This is a genomic window from Paenibacillus xinjiangensis (assembly GCF_059686975.1).
This window is the reverse complement of the sequence record NZ_JCAALS010000004.1, coordinates 12,504-29,955: the sequence shown is the minus strand read 5'-3', so window position 1 is coordinate 29,955 and position 17,452 is coordinate 12,504. Positions and strand designations below refer to the sequence as shown.

The following is a 17,452-nucleotide window of genomic DNA, read 5'->3' as shown; positions in this document are numbered from 1 at the left end:
ACGAAGTAATTTTGTACCACCAATTTTAAGCGAATGCTTAAAAAGCGATTTTGTTCCAAAATTTAAGCAAAAGCTTACGAAGTAATTTTGTACCACCAATTTTAAGCGAATGCTTAAAAAGCGATTTTGTTCCAAAATTTTAAGGAGGCCAGCAAATGGCAGAGCAAATAGACAGCACCTTGAACAACTCGGCCACCGATCGGAATTATGAAGCCGATGACATACAAGTACTTGAAGGTCTGACCGCCGTTCGCAAACGCCCAGGGATGTATATTGGCAGTACAAGTACTTCAGGGCTGCATCACCTCGTCTGGGAAATTGTGGATAATGCCGTGGACGAGCATTTGGCGAAATATTGTTCGGCGATTGACGTAACACTCAATAAGAACGGTTCAGTAACGGTATATGACAACGGCCGCGGTATTCCTACCGGCATGCATAAGACCGGTATTCCAACACCGCAAGTCGTATTTACGATTCTTCACGCAGGCGGCAAGTTCGGCGGCGGGGGATATAAGAAGTCTGGCGGCCTTCATGGTGTAGGCGCTTCCGTAACGAATGCGTTGTCAGAATGGCTTGAGGTCGAGATATTCCGTGACAATAAAATACATAAGCAGCGGTTCGAATATTGGGTAGACTCCAAAGGAAAAGAGCATGTTGGGGAGCCTACTACTGGGCTGGAAGTAGTTGGAACGACGAACAAAACAGGCACGAAGGTAACCTTCAAGCCAGATGCTCGTGTGTTCCAGAATGGAACTTCAATCAACTATGATACGCTTTCTGAGCGGCTGCAGGAGATCGCTTTTCTGAACTCGGGCCTTAAGGTGACGATCAAAGATGATCGCAGCGGCAAGCAGGATATTTTCCATTATGAGGGCGGCGCAAGACAGTTCGTGCAGTTCTTGAATGAAGAAAAGACAGTTCTGCATGAGGTTGTCCATTTTGCCGGGGAACGTGATGATATTGAGGTTGAGGTAGCGCTGCAGTATAACGATGGTTATACCGAAACGTTGGCTTCATTCGTTAACTCAATACCGACTCGTGGCGGTGGTACGCATGAAACAGGCTTCAAAACCGCATATACTCGAGTTATGAACGATTATGCTCGCAAGATGGCTCTTATTCGGGAGAAGGATAAGAACCTTGAAGGTAATGACCTGCGCGAAGGCATGATGGCTGTCATCAACATTAAGATGTCTGAGGTTGAATTCGTCGGACAGACGAAGGACCAGCTTGGCAGCTCATCCGCTCGAAGCGTAGTAGATGCAGTCGTATCGGAGAAAATGCAGGTATTCTTGGAAGAGAATCCTCAGGTTGCACAGATGCTGCTGAAGAAATCTGTACAAGCGTCCAAGGCGCGTGAAGCAGCACGCAAGGCGCGTGAAGAAATTCGCAGCGGCAAGAAGAAGAGCGAGAGCTCTAACCTCAACGGTAAGCTGACTCCTGCGCAGTCGAAGGACTATACGCGTAATGAGCTGTTTATTGTGGAAGGGGATTCCGCTGGAGGCTCTGCTAAGCAGGGCCGTGACTCGAAGCATCAGGCGATACTGCCGCTCAAGGGCAAGCCGATGAACCCCGAAAAAGCCAAGCTGATTGATATCCTTAAAAATGATGAATATAAAGCGATTATATCGGCAATTGGAGCGGGCGTTGGCCCAGAATTCGATTCGAATGAGGGCAATTATAACAAAATTATTATTATGACGGATGCGGATACGGATGGAGCCCATATCCAGGTTCTACTGTTGACATTCTTCTATCGTTATATGAAACCGCTGATCGATGCAGGCAAAGTCTATATTGCACAGCCGCCCTTATACAAGATTACTCGTAAATCGGGCAAGCTGGAGACCGTACGTTATGCTTGGACCGATGAGCAGCTTCAGAATTATTTGAAGGAATTCGGGAAAAACTTCGAGCTCCAGCGTTATAAAGGTCTTGGCGAGATGAATCCCGAGCAGCTGTGGGAAACGACGATGGACCCGGAGACCAGAACACTTTTACAGGTGCAGATTGAAGATGCGGCGAAGGCTGAGAGACGCGTATCTGCACTGATGGGAGACAAAGTAGATCCGCGTAAGCGTTGGATTATGGAAAACGTGGACTTTACGGAATATGAGGAATAGGAGGTACAGGTATGGGCATGCTCGAACAGTTTCTTCCAGCGTTTCTCGAAGAGGTCGTAGGTGACCGCTTCGGACGCTATTCAAAATATATTATTCAAGACCGTGCGATACCAGATGTTCGCGACGGCTTGAAGCCTGTACAGCGGCGTATTCTATATGCCATGTACGATTCTAACAATACCCCTGACAAGGCCTACCGCAAGTCTGCAAAGACGGTAGGGGACGTCATGGGTAACTATCACCCGCATGGAGATTCTTCCATATATGAAGGTATGGTCAGAATGGCGCAGCCGTGGAAAATGGGTCATGTACTCGTAGACGGCCACGGCAACTGGGGCTCGATGGACGATGATCCAGCTGCGGCTATGCGGTATACAGAGGCACGGCTATCGCCGATTGCGATGGAGCTGCTTCGTGATATTGACAAACGCACGGTTATGTTCAAGGATAATTTCGATAATTCCACCAAGGAGCCGGTCGTGCTGCCATCGCGCTATCCCAACCTGCTCGTTAATGGGACTAGCGGCATCTCTGCCGGCTTTGCCACGGAAATTCCTCCCCATAACCTTAGGGAGATCATCGACGCTTGTATCGCCTTCATGATGCGTCCTGAGCTGACTCTAGATGAGCTGATGCAGATTGTGAAAGGTCCGGACTTCCCGACTGGCGGCGTTATTATGGGCGAAGATGGCATACGCGATGCTTATTCAACGGGGAAAGGCAAAATTCATCATCGCTCCAAGGTTACAATCGAGGATATGCGCGGTGGACGCCAACAGATTACGATTACGGAAATTCCGTATCAGGTAGTGAAATCGCGTCTTGTAACCGCAATGGAAAATATTCGACTAGAGAAGAAGGTCGAAGGCATTGCAGAGGTACGGGATGAGAGCGGCCGGAACGGTTTGAGGATCGTAGTGGAATTGAAGAAGGAAGCCGATGCGAACGGAATTCTAGCGTATTTGCTGAAGAAGACCGATCTTCAAGTGACCTATAACTTCAATATGGTGGCAATTGTCAACAAAACGCCGCAACAGCTCGGCATTAAGCAGATTCTGAATGCGTACATTGATCATCAGAAGGAAGTCGTTACGCATCGGACGAAATATGAGCTTGAGAAGGCAGAAGATCGCGCGCATGTGGTTGAAGGTCTTGCCAAAGCGCTGAATTTGCTGGATGAGGTTATTGCAACGATCAAAGCTTCGAAGAATCGTGCTGACGCCCAGAATAATCTAGTCGCGAAGTTTGATTTCAGCGAACGCCAAGCAGATGCCATTCTTACGTTGCAGCTGTACCGACTGACGAATCTTGAGATTACGTCCCTTGAGAAAGAGCTCAAGGAAATGATGAAGAAGATTGCTTACCTGAGATCGATTCTAGACAGCGATAAGAAGCTGATGGGTGTCATTAAGGATGAGCTGATCGAAATTCGTGACAAGTACGGTATTGATCGTCGTTCAGATATTCGTGGCGAGGTCGAGGAGCTGAAGGTGAACCTGGAGGTTATGGTCACACCAGAGGATGTTCTTGTCACACTCAGTCATGAGGGTTATATTAAGCGTACAAGCATGCTGTCCTTCACGCGTTCAGGTGGGGAACTGGATACAGCAGGAGTCAAGGATGGTGATGTCATCCGCGGCCTATATGAAGTAAATACGATTGAGAATCTATTATTATTTACGAAAAAAGGCCACTATTATATGCTTCCTGTTCACCTAATTCCAGAGTTTAAATGGAAGGACACCGGAACTGCTATCGTTAATATCGTACCGATACCTAAGGATGACTCCATCGTGAGCATTATACCGATTAAAGATTTCAACTTGCCCGGTGTATCGCTTGTATTCGTTACGAAGCGCGGTCAAGTGAAGCGTACAGAGCTTAAGGATTATGCGACTACACGCTCGACTGCTATCGCAGCTGCTAAGGTAGCTGAGGGTGATGAGCTAATCCGTATTGCACTGAGTGACGGTACGAAGCAATTGCTGCTCGTGAGCAAGCAGGGAATGAGTATTCGGTTCGCGGAGAGTGAAGTGAATACCATGGGCCGTGTAGCAGGCGGTGTACGTGGTATACAGCTCAAAGAGGATGATGAGCTCATTGCAGCAGAATGGGTATCCGATGATGAAGGGGAAGTGCTCGTCGTGACGGATATCGGTTATGCCAAGCGGACACTGCTGCTGGACTATCCGGTTCAGGGCAGAGGCGGCAAGGGCGTCCAGACCTTCGAGTTCAAAGAAGGCAAGCGTGTGAAGCCTAACGGTGCTGTACTGGCATCTGCCCTCTATTGCAAGGAAGCACTAGATATTGTGGCGCTTACATCTTCTGGTGCGAAGCTTGCAGCTTCCTCCGAGAAAGCGCCAATTGAAGACCGGAAATCCTTCGGGCGTTCATTACTTCCGGTCGAGAAGAATGATGTGATTACCTCTATATTTGTACGTTCAGCGCTCTCTATTAATCATAAGGCCGATTAGGCGGGTCGAATCGCTCGATTAATTGAAGTAAGGCGTCAAGCATAACCCACAATGGGACCAGCTCATCCGGGCGGTCCAGCCATTGTGGGTCTTTTATTATGCCATAAGCTTTAATTTTACGAATGATTTCGGCTTTGTGGTCATCCATCGGGATCACTCCTTCAAGGGTAGCATGGGGGAGTTGGATTGAAAAAATAGTCAGGTGCCTACGCTCATTGTATGTCTACTCTTGTCAAAATGTTCGGAATTATATCGATTAATGACTCAAATTATTAATTGCATTAACCTTTTATTCGACATAGGTGAATGGTATAATAAGGAATATGGAGAAAATGGGACAGGAAGCGGGTGTCGTTATGGTTTCTGAAGAATTTACTCGATTATGGACAAAGATGACAAGAGAATGGAAGATCAGTCTGGAAGATGGTCTGGCTCCATTAACAGAAGGTCAACTGAATGTGCTTGAAATTCTGTTGCAGCATGAGCCGATGAAGCCATCGGATTTGCTCCGGTTTTTGTCTACTACACCAGCAGCTATTACTACACTGCTTGATCGTATGGAGCGTAATGAATTAATTGTTCGTACAAGAGATGATAATGATCGAAGAATTGTATGGGTGTCTGTGTCGGAGAAGGGGAAGGCGGAAGCCCAGCGCGGCAGTGAAATTCGTTCAAAGTTAATAGGTGAAGCGCTGGACCGTATATCCGCACATAATCAGCAATTGCTAGTATATTTGTTAGGTAAAGTTGCTAATGCTTAAGGATTAGAAGGAGTAGTAATCATAGCGTTAAGCCGGCCGCGTAGCAGCTGCAGAGTATTATCCAACCTATCGTAGTCGGCTTTCGTCAACAGACTGTCTTCCTTAATGGCAAGTGTCTCTTCAACCGGTAGAATTCTATACTTATAGCTGCTGTTTTGCTCATATCGATGAACCCAAGTTGGAATGGCTTCAATCTCACCAAGCTCGATCTCGCCACTCGTTAGATTTTTACGTATTAGAACCTTGAAGATTGCCCCGTAATCCTTCGTATCTCCGCGTTGATTCGAGATGAAATTCCCCAATGAATAAATGATAAGTCCACGTCTAACTGATCCATCAGAATCAGTCGCTTCCAGAACCTCGTAAGGCTGTATAACATGCGGATGGGAGCCTGCAATAATGTCTGCCCCTTCAGCTATGAGCTTTCTTGCCAGCTTCATCTGATCTGCGTTCGGCTTCGTTTCATACTCTGTTCCAAAATGAAGGGCAATAGTCACAAAGTCTGCTCCTGCTGCCTTTAACGCATGAATGTCCTCAATGATTCGGCTCTCATCAATTAGAGAAACCAGATAGGGCTTACCGTCAGGCAATGGAATGCCATTAGTCCCATAAGTATAAGCGAGCAATCCCATCTTAATGCCATTATGCTCCACGATGACGTGTTGATCGGCTTCCTCTTGCGACTCAGCTGTTCCTTTGAGAGTGAATGAATATTGTTTCAAATTTTGAAGCGTCAGCCGGACCCCTTTTTCCCCTTTATCCAAGGAGTGGTTATTCGCATTCGTTACAATGTTGAAGCCGGCTTTCTCCAAGGCATCTAATATCTGCAGCGGAGCGTTGAAGCTGGGATAGCCTGTATAGCCGAAGGAGCTGCCGGCAACAGGTGTCTCTAGATTCGCCATGACCCAATCACCGCTCCTCAGCAGAGAACTTACTTCTGCGAAAAAAGGATCGAAATTATAGGTCTTTTCCTTGGCATTATACGCACCAGGAAGCTGGGGCTTATGCATCATGACATCACCAGCAGCAATCCACACAGCCTCGGAATATTGAGGCTCTGGAGTTGGAGTAGGCTGGGGAGGATCGGGTGTCGTAAGTAATGTGGCCTCTGGCGTCTCAGTCTCTGCTGTAGGGCTTATGGCAGCTGTGGTGGGGCTGCTCATCGCTGACTCCGAATCTGGCCGATTAGACCAGAAGGAGAGCTCATCACCGCCTGCAAGTACGGCAATGAAGATCAGCATGCCTGATGCTGCAAACAACAGGAGAAGGAAGCCGAAGGCGTAGCGCTTCTTACGCTTCTGGCGCATGCGGATTAGACCCTTCCTTTACGTATATGGTGGATGCCGTTTCCAACTGGTCAGCCGTCCACCATGACCATGCTGGTGAGCCACAAGGGGTGGAGCGGAAGAGAAGCGCTTCTTTTGTTATCGGGTGAGCTACGGAGACAGATGTCGACCATAGGGCAATATCACTGACAGAAGATGTTGGAGGAGCCCCATATTTGCGGTCAGCGACAAGTGGGCATCCAATATGGGCCATCTGTGCACGGATTTGATGCGGCCTTCCTGTGTGGAGCAGGACAGCTACTAGGGAGTAGCCTCCAGATTGTGCAGTAACCTGGTATTCCAGAATAGCTTCCTTCGCCTCAGGAACAGGAGCATTGTATACAGTGACCTGATTGCGCTTCGTATCCTTCAAGATGTAATGGCGAATTCGAGCATGTGTTGCGGGAGGTCGACCATGAACGATACACATATAGGTTTTGCCAAAAGAACGGCTGCGGACAGCTTCAGAGAGCCTAGATGCAGCCTTCGACGTTTTGGCGAACAGCATTGCGCCACCGACTGGACGGTCCAGTCGGTGAACAAGCCCGAGGAATACATTGCCGGGCTTATTATGGCGCTCTTTGAGATCCTGCTTGAGCAGCGTCAGCATATCGGGATCACCGGTCTCATCCTCTTGCGAAGGTATGCCCGGAAGCTTCACGACAGCAAGCAGATGATTATCCTCGTAAAGGACAGGTATTGATGGGGTGTTCGAACGATTGCCGTTCATTATAGAGACTCCCAGCGCCCAAGAATGCCGCAAGGCAGATTAAGGCCAGTCTGTGTAATCGGCAGTCCAATTTCCCCACAATTGATCTCGCCGCCGAATTTGCGACCCATCGTCATATGCAGCAGGTTATGCAGGACAGAAGGGGACAAACCGGTTGTATACGAATTGATCAGCAGGAACAACGGGTTGTCGGACAAGATGCTTGTACAGAACTCGAGGAAAGGATATAGATTCTCTTCCAGCTTCCAGGTTTCTCCGTTCGGTCCACGGCCATAGGATGGCGGGTCCATAATAATGGCATCATATTGGCGTCCACGACGCTGCTCACGCTGTACAAACTTGAATACATCGTCCGTAATATAACGGATAGGTGCATTCTCTAAGCCTGAGAGCTGAGCGTTCTCTTTGGCCCATTGAACCATGCCTTTCGCCGCATCTACGTGTACAACGTCTGCGCCAGCAGCAGCAGCAGCTACGGTAGCTCCGCCCGAGTAGGCGAACAGATTGAGTACGCGGATAGGACGTCCTGCACTTCGAATCTTATCCATCATCCAGCTCCAGTTCACCGCTTGCTCAGGGAATAGTCCCGTATGCTTGAAGTTGGTTGGCTTAATATGGAACTTCAATTCACCATAAGAGATCGTCCATCTCTCAGGAAGCGTATCGCTCAGCTGCCATTGGCCTCCTCCAGATGCACTGCGGTGATAATGGCCGTCTACTTGCTTCCACATTCCTGTTTCTTTGACGATAGGCCAAATGATTTGCGGGTCTGGTCTCCGGAGAATATGAGAGCCCCAGCGCTCAAGCTTGTCGCCGCCTCCTGTATCAATTACCTCATAATCCGTCCATTTATTTGCTAGATACATGTTATAGTAATCCTTCCTTGGTGTGAGTTTTGTATTATAATGAAGTCAACGATTAATTATAACGAAGCAAGCAAGTTGAAGCAATTGGAGGCGGGTAATATTCGTAAATTTAGTATCGGTTGGTCATCAGGGTTGGCAGTAAGTGCTATTATTTTCATTATAATAGCAAGATTAGTAAGCGAAGGAGCGTCATTAGCGCTTGATCGCAAGGTGTCGGAGTCATTTCTTACGATACATAATGATTTTTGGACAGCTTTTTTTCGTTTCATCTCATCCATAGGCTCAACTGTAGGTATTATTATGATCACACTTGCACTAACCGTATGGTTCATGTGGCGGGCAGGTATAGTGAAAGCGTTACCGATAATCGGCGGCGTATTACTTGCCTATGTTGTCAATACGGTCATTAAGAATGGTATTGATCGCGATAGACCCCTCGGTGCTTGGGGAATTGCAGCGGACGGTGCGAGCTTCCCGAGCGCTAATGCGATGCTAGCTGTCGTATTGTATGGGTTGGCAGCCTCATTATATTGCAGAGAAGCCGGACTCAGTCGGTCAGCCAAGCTGTCAGCAGTTGGCGCTGCGGTGGCTCTAACTCTCCTTATGGGAATATCACGCTTGTATTTCGGAGTGCATTATGCCACAGATATCATTGGCGGATATGCGGCGGGATTGGCTGTGTTGTGCTTCATTATGATTCTCATCCATTCAAGATGGCTTAAGAGCCGCATGTCCTAATGACAGCGGCTACTCTGCCTCTTTAATGATACTTAGCATTTTGTCGATGGACGCCTTGCGTTTGTCTTGATCCATGTTGCTTAGCAGCCTGAATATTTCGATTGTTTCCACAGTCAATGTTGGGTCCGTATGACGCGATTCGCCTTCAATAATATAATCGGTCGACACTTGAAAAAAGGCGGCAAGCTTGATCAACGTTTCATAAACGGGTTGACGGTTGTTAATCTCATAATGGCTGTAAGCGGATCGCGTAATTCCGATTGTACGAGCAACGGCTTCTTGTGATAAGCTTCGTTGCACGCGAAGCTCCTTCAAGCGATCTCCCATAGTCATTATTAGTACTCCTTACTCCAAAAAAAAGGTGTTATGGTACGAAAGAATCAGATCCCGCTATAAGTAATTTATGATACAAATTGTATCATTGTCAAGCTTTATGTGAAAAATGTACAAGAAAAGAGGAAAAAAAGAATGGTTATGACATTTGAGTGCGAATGTGGCAACAAAACTTCGCTTTTTGCAACAGGGGACAGAGATGAGAATGGAAGAGAATATATCGAGATTGAGGATGATGAGAGGATGTCCTTCATTGTTGGGGAGTCAGGTGTACTGTTTAAATGCACATTTTGCAGCTATACATATCGTTTGGACAAGCTGGTATAAAATTATAATAAGACATAGCGTTACCCTAGATTAATTCATACTACAAGCTAACATCGATGCACAAGTGATGTTAGCTTATTCACTATGTAGCTTCTAGCGATCATCCTTATGATAATAAGATTCGGATGGTGTTGGATTGAATGGAGTAAATACGTTCAAACTTCGACTCATAGTAACCGACATCATAAAGCGACAAGTCAACAAGGTCGCCAAATGTAGTTGGGAGCTTGCAATTCCATTGTATGAAGTCGAAGTGTAGTGGAAAGCTGGCGGCGTTCGGATTCGGAGAGTGAACATACACAGCGTCAGCGCCAGTATCCTCCTCATGGATACATATCCAAGATTGATAAAGCTATAACCATAATTTCTTATAATACCTTCTGTTACCACGGAGTTCCAGCGCACCCCCAGCCGATAATGCTGACCTTTGTGCAATATAATCGGTGTTCCAGCGCCCCTCGAGCCGATAATACTGACCTTTGTGCAACATAATCGGTGTTCCAGCGCACCTCTAGCCAATAATGCTGACCTTTGTGCAACATAATCGGTGTTCCAGCGCTCCTTTAGCTGATAATGCTGACATTTGTGCAACATAATCGGTGTTCCAGCGCTCCTCCAGCCCATAATACTGACCTTTGTGCAACATAATCGGTGTTCCAGCGCCCCTCCAGCCCATAATACTGACCTTTGTGCAACATAATCGGTGTTCCAGCGCCCCTCGAGCCGATAATGCTGTGCTTAACTGTCTTGACGGCCTTATGCAGCCACATGCTTTGTTCGAACAATTTGTATTGTCGTAGCAGTACTCGTGAGTCTTCTTCTTCTTTTGGCGAATAGAATCGACTGTATCCATTCAATTAATCTCCTTTAGTGTAGTTTGAACGATAAGGTCCTCAAGCCACGACCGTTATATACGCCTGTGAATTCGACAGTAAATTTTAACAACCTTCAAAAAAAATGATTGCGCTTTCACATAAAGGTAGGTATAATTCAAAATACATCACGACGAATTGAGTGCCTTTACAGAAAAACATATTTCAATTGATCGTGATGAATTTGTTAGACGATACTACAAATTAAAAAAGAAGAAAGAAATGGATTGAGTTAAGGAAATACTATGCTGAAGATCATCTTGGTAAAGGGGAATGAGTATGAAAAAATGGTTTGCGATTGCACTGTCGAGTTTGTTGACGCTGGGGATGCTTGCGGGCTGCGGGTCCAAGAGTGCTACCGATGGAGATTCTTCGAACGGCAAGGACGTTAAGCTCAGCTTTATTCATTGGCGCGGTGAAGACACGAAGGTGTTCAATGAACTCATTAGCCAGTTTGAGGAGGAAAACCCAGGTATCACAGTAGAGATGAATGTATTCCCTTCGGAGCAATATCTGGCTTCTGCTCAATCCAAATTGCTGGACGGCTCCTCTGGCGATGTGTTCGCTGCTTACCCGGGAGCACAGTATGACAGCATCCAAGAGGCTGGCTTGTATGAGGATATAAGCGGCTCGAGCTTTCTAACGAACTTCACCGCCAGCTTAATCGAAGCCGGACAAACAGACGGCAAGCAGTATGCTATTCCTTATCAACTAGTCTACAATCAGCCCGTATACAACAAGAAGATCTTCGAAAAGCTAGGGCTAGATATTCCTGCTGATTGGGACAGCTTCCTGGAGACAGCTCAGAAGCTTAAAGATAACGGATATATCCCGATCGCCTTCCCAGGTGCAGATATTGGTCCAGGACAATTCATGAATACGATGATGATGAACAATAATACCGATGAGGATATTTGGGCCAAGGTCGAAAGCGGCGAGGCTAAAATAACCGACGATTGGTGGGTTAAGACGCTCACGCAATTCAAAGAGCTGAATGATAAAGGCTATTTCCAAGAATCATCGCTTGGTACGAAGAAGGATACAGCAAGTGTGCTGTTCGCTCAGGAAAAAGCCGCTATGCTGGCAACGGGTTCTTATATGATGTCATCGAACATTCAGCAGAACCCGGATCTAGAGCAAGGCTTATTGGCACCGATTACAGTTGCAAAAGATGAAGCCGTATTCGAAGGTGTTCACACAACGACCTTTATGCTTGGTGTCAATGCAAGATCCAAGCATAAGGAAGAAGCGAAGAAATTCATTGAGTTCCTGAGCAAATCGGAGGTTGCATCTAAGTATGCGAATGAAACAGGACAGCTAGTAACCGTCGAGGGTGTAACGTATTCAACCAAAGAGCTGCAGGAGAGTGCAGAGTGGATGAGCAAAAAGACACGTTTCCAGCCGCGTTACCTGATATCCAATTCCAGTATTGAGAAAGCTGTAGTCTCATCGATTCAGAGTGTACTTGCAGGCAAGGAACCTGCTGCAGCTGCCAAGGAAGCGCAAGCTATTGTAGATCAGAATTTGAAAAAATAATGCTGAATCGGCTGGACGAGCCGCCTCTTATGCGGCTCGCCCTCCTAAAGGCCGTCAGCTGGGAGGAGTGCTAAAGTGAAGAGGAGCAAGCTCCTGTATGTGTTTTTGTTGCCGGGTACCTTACTTTACTTGTTGTTTTTTATCTATCCTACGATTAACGGCTTGAAGCTGTCGTTCACGGATTGGAACGGGATTAACCCCGTCTACAATTATGTGGGGTTCGACCAGTATATCCATCTGGCGAAGGATACAGTGTTCCACAAAGCGTTCGGGAACAACATGAAGTTCATGTTCACAGTTGTAGTGCTGCAGACAAGCCTGTCGTTGTTATTTGCACTATTGCTGGTAAAAAATTCGAAGATTAACGTTTATTTGAGAGCATTATTATTTTTTCCAACCATTGTATCGTCTGTATCCGTTGCGTTCATCTGGGCGTTCATGTACGACCCGAACGTAGGTATGGTCAATATGGTTCTCGATTGGTTCGGTCTGGGAGCACTTGGACAGAGCTGGCTAGGAGATCCGCAGATTGCTATTTACTCCATCGCATTTACACAGATTTGGGCACACACAGGCCAGATGATGGTTATCTTTATCGCCGGTCTGCAAGCTATTCCTGAAGAGTTATATGAAGCTGTTCATCTAGAAGGTGCCAATCGTTGGCAAGTATTCCGCTTTGTAACATGGCCTCTTGTAGCACCAGCGGCGACGATGGTAGCTGCTTATACGACCATTCAATCGTTCAAAGCGTTCGACCTGATCTATGCGATGACTGGAGGCGGACCGGCCTATTCGACCGAAATTTTGTCCACCTTCATTTATCATACAGCTTTCCAAGGTATGGAATTCGGCTATGCTGCCGCCGCTTCAATGGTGTTTATGGTGATTATCGGTTTAATTACGTTCGTGCAGTTCCGACTATTGAAAGGGAACCGCGCCGTCTAACCGACAGCTCATACAGGAGGTGAATTGTAGATGATAAACACCAAGAAAAGCGCTGGAGCATCGACCTTGCGTTGGGTTCTACTGACAGCGTTCGCACTGTTAATCGTTGTACCGTTATCTATCGTTGTCTTTGCTTCATTTAAGAGTACCCCAGAGCTGTTCACTCATCCAATTGGATGGCCGAAAGAGATTATATTTGATAATTATTGGAAAATGCTAACGGAATACTCGCTAGGGACCTATTTCATTAACAGTGTCATTGTTACAGTCGTAACCGTTGCAGCGATTCTATTCCTCTCCAGTCTGCTTGCTTATGCAGTTGTTCGAATGAATAGTTGGCTGTCGATGGGGATATTCGCTTTGTTCGTTGCTGGGATGATGGTGCCGCCACAGGTTAACATGATCCCGATTTACTCTCTTGTTTATGATTTGGGGCTGACGAACAACCGATTCGGACTCATTCTAGTCTCGATTGCAGTATTTATGCCGACGGCAATGTTCATTATTACTGGATTTATGAGACAGCTGCCAGGTGAGCTTTATGAAGCTGCTTCCATTGATGGAGCTGGGGAATGGCGCATGTATTTCCGAATCGTGCTTCCGGTCTCCATGCCATCGATCACGGCGGGAGGGATTTTCCTCAGCGTTATGGTATGGAACGACTTATTGTATCCATTGCTGTTCATCACTTCGAATGACAAGAAGACGCTGCCGCTCGCCCTGCTGCAATTCCAAGGGGAATTTATTACGGATTTCCCGATGATATTCGCAGGAGTAATCGTTGCTTCCGTCCCAATGGTCCTCGCGTATTTGTTGCTGCAACGCTATTTTGTTGAAGGTGTCACCGCTGGCTCAGTTAAAGGATAGGCCGGCATTTCCTTATAAAATCTTACTAAATTATACGAATTGGAAGGGGAAACTAACATGAAATACTTTTTAGACAGTGCCAAAATCGAGGAAATTCGTTATGCATATAAAAACTGGGGTATCGATGGGGTTACGACAAACCCTCGCCATATCCAGCTCAGCGGTAAGCCGTTTCTAACTGTACTAGGAGAGCTCGGCTCGGAGTTTGCTGGAGTGAATGACTTCCCTATCTCAGCAGAAATCAATCCACATCTCGATGATGCCGCGACTATGGTTGCGGAGGGCAAGAAAATTGCAGCGCTGTCTCCTAACTTTATCGTAAAAATTCCTTGTATTGAGCAAGGGCTGATCGCCGCCAAGGAGCTTGAGGCTGAAGGAATCCGTACGAATGTTACGCTTGTGTTCTCTCCATCCCAAGCTCTGCAGCCGGCACGTATCGGTGCCAAGTTCGTATCGCCGTTCGTAGGCTGGAAAGAGAATAGCGGTGAGGATACGAACGCTTATATTACGGATATCGTTAGTATTTATAAAAACTATGGTTACGAGACCGAAGTAATTGTCGCTGCTCTGCGCAATGGTAAACAAATTGTTGATGCGGCAAAAGCCGGCGCTCATATTGTTACTTGTGGGTTCGATGTCTATAAAGCTAGCTTGCAGCATCCCTTCACAGACTATGGCCTTGGTGTATTCCGCAAAGCATGGGATGAGACGACCGTCTAGTAAGTACTCAGGAGGCAGATATGGTGAACTTGCAACGGTTGCAGCAGTGCAACCCACATTTGAAATTATTGTCCGTACATTCGGATGCATTTATTCCATACGGTCGAATTGTAGAAGGATACGAGTGGGAGGAATTGCTCACTGAGCTGCAAGACAGACAAATTCCTGAGGAAGGCAATATTTATGTAGCGTCAGATGAAGCTATGGAGCAGCTCGTTATTCGGAGTGAGCTGGAGTCCCGCCATTATGGCGGCATGCCGATCCAGATCGGTTATTGCAACGGACGTAATTCTCATCTTAACGGACTTGAATATCACAAATGCAGTGAAATTAATGTGGCGGCTGATGACATTGTGCTGTTGCTGGGACGCGTTCAGGATATTCAAGCAAGCAGCTATGCGGCGGCGGAGAAGGCGGAGGCCTTCTACGTTCCGCGTGGTACCGCAATTGAGATTTATCCTACGACGCTGCATTTTGCACCGTGCAAGACGAAGGATGGAGGATTCCGCTGCATCGTGGTGCTGACTGCGGGTACGAATACACCGCTTGCTGGGACTGTTACAGCCGGCAATGATGAGGATAAGCTGTTATTCATGCGCAACAAATGGCTGCTCGCTCACCCAGAGCGCAAGCTGTTGATCGACAAGGGAGCTTATCCCGGCATCGAAGGGGCTAATGTGAGAGTCATCTATCAGAATGAGGAGGACATCGGGAATGGGTAATGTCTTAAGCAACAGCTGGCAGCTCCGCGAGCTTGGCGGCGGAGGGTTTGAATTGGAGCTTGACGGAACGGTATTGCTTCGCCACACAGCGGACAATCCATTGCTTTTTGTCGGCTGGGGCGAAGAGACAATGGACATGTACCGCGGCAACTTCGATATCCGCGACTATGTTATAGAACGCAATGCTCTTCGGTTCACGAAAGTACGGACTCACCAGGGCGTTACTGAAATTGCATTCTCGGCGACGGAAGACGCATCCTCCCTCCTTACATTACGCGTAGTCCATAGCGCCGAAGACCCTGCTTTCTTGAAATTAGATATTGTGAAAGACCATTCTGCTGCAATTAACCGATTCTGGCTGCGAGTCGCTGCGAAGCAGGAAGAGATGGTATTCGGCTGTGGAGAACAGCTGTCCCATCTGAATATGCGCGGCAAGAACTTCCCATTATGGACAAGTGAACCAGGTGTTGGGCGTAATAAGAACACTTATGTTACATGGCAAGCAGATGTACTCGATAGAGCCGGCGGAGATTACTACAACACGAATTATCCCCAGCCGACTTTTATTTCCAGTCGCAAATATTTGCTGCATGTTGATACGACAGCATACGCTGACTTTGATTTCCGTCAAGCTTCGTTCCACGAGCTACAGGTATGGGAAGTCCCACGCAGCATATGGTTTGCAGTAGAGCCCACTTACTTGCAGCTGGCGGAACGGGCCTCCGCATTGTTCGGACGCCAGCCTGAGCTTCCGGACTGGACCTATAACGGCGTATGGCTTGGAATCCAAGGCGGAACTGAAGTGGTAGAGGAAAAGCTGACTCGTGTCTTGGACAAAGGCGTCAAGGTTGGTGGAATCTGGTGCCAGGATTGGCAAGGCAAGCGAATTACGTCCTTCGGCAAACGGCTTAATTGGAATTGGAAATGGAATCCACAGGAATACCCAGAGCTTGATAAGAAAATTCCGAAGTGGAAGGAGCAGGGTATCCGTTTTCTCGGCTATATTAACCCATATGTAGTAGTTGAAGGTGACCTATTTGCTCACGCCAAGGAACATGGCTATTTGGCTCTCAATGGGCAAGGCGATGTATATTGTGTGGATTTCGGCGAATTCGACTGCGGCATTGTAGACTTCACGAATCCGGATGCTTGCTTGTGGTATAAGTCGGTAATCAAGACGAATATGCTCGACTTCGGTCTGGATGGCTGGATGGCTGATTTCGGCGAATATTTGCCAATTGACGTCGTACTCCACAGCGGGGAGTCCGCTAAGCTAATGCATAATGCATGGCCTGTTCTATGGGCGAAAATCAATTATGAAGCGGTTGAGGAAGCAGGCAAGCTGGGCGAGGCGGTCTACTTCATGCGTGCCGGTTATACCGGAACACAGAAATATTGTACGCTACTCTGGGGCGGCGATCAAAGCGTCGACTGGACGCTGGATGATGGGCTAGCTTCTGTAATCCCGGCGGCACTGTCATCAGGCATGCTGGGTAATGGCCTTCACCATAGTGATATCGGCGGCTATACAAGCCTTCATGGCAACAAGCGATCCAAGGAGTTGTTCATGCGTTGGGCTGAGATGGGCGCATTCACGCCAGTTATGCGAACGCATGAAGGCAATCGGCCGGGTGATTGCTGGCAGTTCGACAGCGATGACGAGACTTTGGAGCATTTCGCCAGGATGACGAATATATATGTTCAGCTGGCTCCATATACGAAGAATCTAGTGAAGCTGAACACAGAGCGAGGTATTCCGCTGCAGCGTCCGCTATTCATGCATTATGAAGGGGATACGCAATCCTATTCGGAGCAGTACAGCTATTTGTACGGACAGGATTTGCTAGTCTCACCCGTTCATGAGGAAGGTCGTACGGATTGGAGTGTTTATTTGCCGCCTGACCGCTGGGTTCATCTATGGACAGGTGAAGTATACGAAGGTGGCTGCGAAGTGGTTATTGCTGCACCATTGGGACAACCTCCAGTCTTTTACCGGAAAGCGTCAGCATACAAAGAGCTGTTTCAAGAGTTAGCTCATCTATAAAGTACTGCGATGGAGAAGCTGTTGTGCTTATCCAAACCATATTATGAATTCTAAAAGGTAGGTATG

At 47.2% G+C, this 17,452-nt stretch carries 16 protein-coding genes; 10 read left to right on the top strand and 6 right to left on the bottom strand.

Features of this window, described 5'->3' with window-relative positions; all coding sequences use genetic code 11:
* Positions 1-155 precede the first annotated feature (155 nt).
* Both parE and gyrA read left to right on the top strand, forming a co-directional pair.
* The gene (gene parE, locus AC6ESP_RS05355; protein ID WP_497095659.1) at positions 156-2,126 is read left to right on the top strand and encodes a DNA topoisomerase IV subunit B; all 1,971 of its coding nucleotides are present in this window, start codon (positions 156-158) and stop codon (positions 2,124-2,126) included.
* 11 nt (positions 2,127-2,137) lie between these two features.
* A complete protein-coding gene (gyrA, locus tag AC6ESP_RS05350; RefSeq protein ID WP_497095658.1) occupies positions 2,138-4,600 on the top strand; it encodes a DNA gyrase subunit A in 2,463 nt (820 codons plus the stop codon).
* Here gyrA and AC6ESP_RS05345 read toward each other — a convergent pair.
* Complete coding sequence (locus tag AC6ESP_RS05345) at positions 4,581-4,748, bottom strand: hypothetical protein (RefSeq protein WP_497095657.1); 168 nt, start codon at positions 4,746-4,748, stop codon at positions 4,581-4,583. The two genes, gyrA and AC6ESP_RS05345, sit on opposite strands and share 20 nt — an antisense overlap.
* A 208-nt stretch (positions 4,749-4,956) precedes the next feature.
* On the opposite strand from AC6ESP_RS05345, the gene AC6ESP_RS05340 reads away from it, so the two are divergent.
* Complete coding sequence (locus AC6ESP_RS05340) at positions 4,957-5,361, top strand: MarR family transcriptional regulator (RefSeq protein ID WP_497095874.1); 405 nt, start codon at positions 4,957-4,959, stop codon at positions 5,359-5,361.
* On the opposite strand, the gene AC6ESP_RS05335 is transcribed toward AC6ESP_RS05340, so the two are convergent.
* The 3 genes from AC6ESP_RS05335 to AC6ESP_RS05325 are packed head-to-tail and all read right to left on the bottom strand — an operon-like array spanning position 5,358 to position 8,282.
* Positions 5,358-6,668 carry a CapA family protein gene (locus AC6ESP_RS05335; RefSeq protein ID WP_497095656.1) on the bottom strand — a complete coding sequence of 437 codons (1,311 nt, stop codon included), beginning with the start codon at positions 6,666-6,668 and terminating at the stop codon, positions 5,358-5,360. The genes AC6ESP_RS05340 and AC6ESP_RS05335 overlap by 4 nt on opposite strands.
* On the bottom strand, positions 6,652-7,416 hold the full coding sequence (locus AC6ESP_RS05330; RefSeq protein WP_497095655.1) for an RluA family pseudouridine synthase: 765 nt from the start codon (positions 7,414-7,416) through the stop codon (positions 6,652-6,654). The genes AC6ESP_RS05335 and AC6ESP_RS05330 overlap by 17 nt, the downstream gene beginning before the upstream one ends.
* The gene (locus tag AC6ESP_RS05325) at positions 7,416-8,282 is read right to left on the bottom strand and encodes a class I SAM-dependent methyltransferase (RefSeq protein WP_497095654.1); all 867 of its coding nucleotides are present in this window, start codon (positions 8,280-8,282) and stop codon (positions 7,416-7,418) included. Before AC6ESP_RS05325 ends, AC6ESP_RS05330 begins: the two co-directional genes overlap by 1 nt.
* Before the next feature lie 39 nt (positions 8,283-8,321).
* Between AC6ESP_RS05325 and AC6ESP_RS05320 the strand changes: the two genes are divergently transcribed.
* Positions 8,322-9,020, top strand: a complete 699-nt coding sequence (locus AC6ESP_RS05320) for a phosphatase PAP2 family protein (protein WP_497095653.1) — start codon at positions 8,322-8,324, stop codon at positions 9,018-9,020.
* A gap of 9 nt (positions 9,021-9,029) precedes the next feature.
* Here AC6ESP_RS05320 and AC6ESP_RS05315 read toward each other — a convergent pair whose 3' ends face one another.
* Together AC6ESP_RS05315 and AC6ESP_RS05310 are read right to left on the bottom strand one after the other, a co-directional pair.
* Positions 9,030-9,353 carry a helix-turn-helix domain-containing protein gene (locus AC6ESP_RS05315; protein ID WP_497095652.1) on the bottom strand — a complete coding sequence of 108 codons (324 nt, stop codon included), beginning with the start codon at positions 9,351-9,353 and terminating at the stop codon, positions 9,030-9,032.
* Positions 9,354-10,191: 838 nt separating this feature from the next.
* Positions 10,192-10,533: a hypothetical protein gene (locus AC6ESP_RS05310; protein ID WP_497095651.1), complete on the bottom strand. Its 342-nt coding sequence runs from the start codon at positions 10,531-10,533 to the stop codon at positions 10,192-10,194.
* A gap of 298 nt (positions 10,534-10,831) precedes the next feature.
* Here AC6ESP_RS05310 and AC6ESP_RS05305 point away from each other — a divergent pair, with 298 nt between their 5' ends.
* From AC6ESP_RS05305 to AC6ESP_RS05280, 6 genes are all read left to right on the top strand, one after another.
* Positions 10,832-12,088: an ABC transporter substrate-binding protein gene (locus AC6ESP_RS05305; protein WP_497095650.1), complete on the top strand. Its 1,257-nt coding sequence runs from the start codon at positions 10,832-10,834 to the stop codon at positions 12,086-12,088.
* 75 nt (positions 12,089-12,163) lie between these two features.
* The gene (locus AC6ESP_RS05300) at positions 12,164-13,033 is read left to right on the top strand and encodes a carbohydrate ABC transporter permease (RefSeq protein ID WP_497095649.1); all 870 of its coding nucleotides are present in this window, start codon (positions 12,164-12,166) and stop codon (positions 13,031-13,033) included.
* A gap of 30 nt (positions 13,034-13,063) precedes the next feature.
* On the top strand, positions 13,064-13,900 hold the full coding sequence (locus tag AC6ESP_RS05295; RefSeq protein ID WP_497095648.1) for a carbohydrate ABC transporter permease: 837 nt from the start codon (positions 13,064-13,066) through the stop codon (positions 13,898-13,900).
* Positions 13,901-13,957: 57 nt separating this feature from the next.
* Complete coding sequence (locus tag AC6ESP_RS05290; RefSeq protein WP_497095647.1) at positions 13,958-14,620, top strand: transaldolase family protein; 663 nt, start codon at positions 13,958-13,960, stop codon at positions 14,618-14,620.
* 20 nt (positions 14,621-14,640) lie between these two features.
* A complete protein-coding gene (locus tag AC6ESP_RS05285) occupies positions 14,641-15,342 on the top strand; it encodes a DUF4867 family protein (RefSeq protein WP_497095646.1) in 702 nt (233 codons plus the stop codon).
* Positions 15,335-17,386 (top strand): alpha-glucosidase, encoded by a 2,052-nt coding sequence (locus AC6ESP_RS05280; RefSeq protein ID WP_497095645.1) that lies wholly within the window; start codon positions 15,335-15,337, stop codon positions 17,384-17,386. Before AC6ESP_RS05285 ends, AC6ESP_RS05280 begins: the two co-directional genes overlap by 8 nt.
* Positions 17,387-17,452 lie beyond the last annotated feature (66 nt).

Coding starts and splice junctions, on each gene's coding strand:
- AC6ESP_RS05330 (WP_497095655.1), bottom strand. CDS start 7,416: ATGAACGGCAATCGTTCGAACACCCCATCAATACCTGTCCTTTACGAG.
- gyrA (WP_497095658.1), top strand. CDS start 2,138: ATGGGCATGCTCGAACAGTTTCTTCCAGCGTTTCTCGAAGAGGTCGTA.
- AC6ESP_RS05285 (WP_497095646.1), top strand. CDS start 14,641: ATGGTGAACTTGCAACGGTTGCAGCAGTGCAACCCACATTTGAAATTA.
- AC6ESP_RS05335 (WP_497095656.1), bottom strand. CDS start 6,668: ATGCGCCAGAAGCGTAAGAAGCGCTACGCCTTCGGCTTCCTTCTCCTG.
- AC6ESP_RS05310 (WP_497095651.1), bottom strand. CDS start 10,533: ATGGATACAGTCGATTCTATTCGCCAAAAGAAGAAGAAGACTCACGAG.
- AC6ESP_RS05345 (WP_497095657.1), bottom strand. CDS start 4,748: ATGGATGACCACAAAGCCGAAATCATTCGTAAAATTAAAGCTTATGGC.
- AC6ESP_RS05280 (WP_497095645.1), top strand. CDS start 15,335: ATGGGTAATGTCTTAAGCAACAGCTGGCAGCTCCGCGAGCTTGGCGGC.
- AC6ESP_RS05295 (WP_497095648.1), top strand. CDS start 13,064: ATGATAAACACCAAGAAAAGCGCTGGAGCATCGACCTTGCGTTGGGTT.
- AC6ESP_RS05320 (WP_497095653.1), top strand. CDS start 8,322: ATGAAGTCAACGATTAATTATAACGAAGCAAGCAAGTTGAAGCAATTG.
- parE (WP_497095659.1), top strand. CDS start 156: ATGGCAGAGCAAATAGACAGCACCTTGAACAACTCGGCCACCGATCGG.
- AC6ESP_RS05325 (WP_497095654.1), bottom strand. CDS start 8,282: ATGTATCTAGCAAATAAATGGACGGATTATGAGGTAATTGATACAGGA.
- AC6ESP_RS05305 (WP_497095650.1), top strand. CDS start 10,832: ATGAAAAAATGGTTTGCGATTGCACTGTCGAGTTTGTTGACGCTGGGG.
- AC6ESP_RS05290 (WP_497095647.1), top strand. CDS start 13,958: ATGAAATACTTTTTAGACAGTGCCAAAATCGAGGAAATTCGTTATGCA.
- AC6ESP_RS05340 (WP_497095874.1), top strand. CDS start 4,957: ATGGTTTCTGAAGAATTTACTCGATTATGGACAAAGATGACAAGAGAA.
- AC6ESP_RS05315 (WP_497095652.1), bottom strand. CDS start 9,353: ATGACTATGGGAGATCGCTTGAAGGAGCTTCGCGTGCAACGAAGCTTA.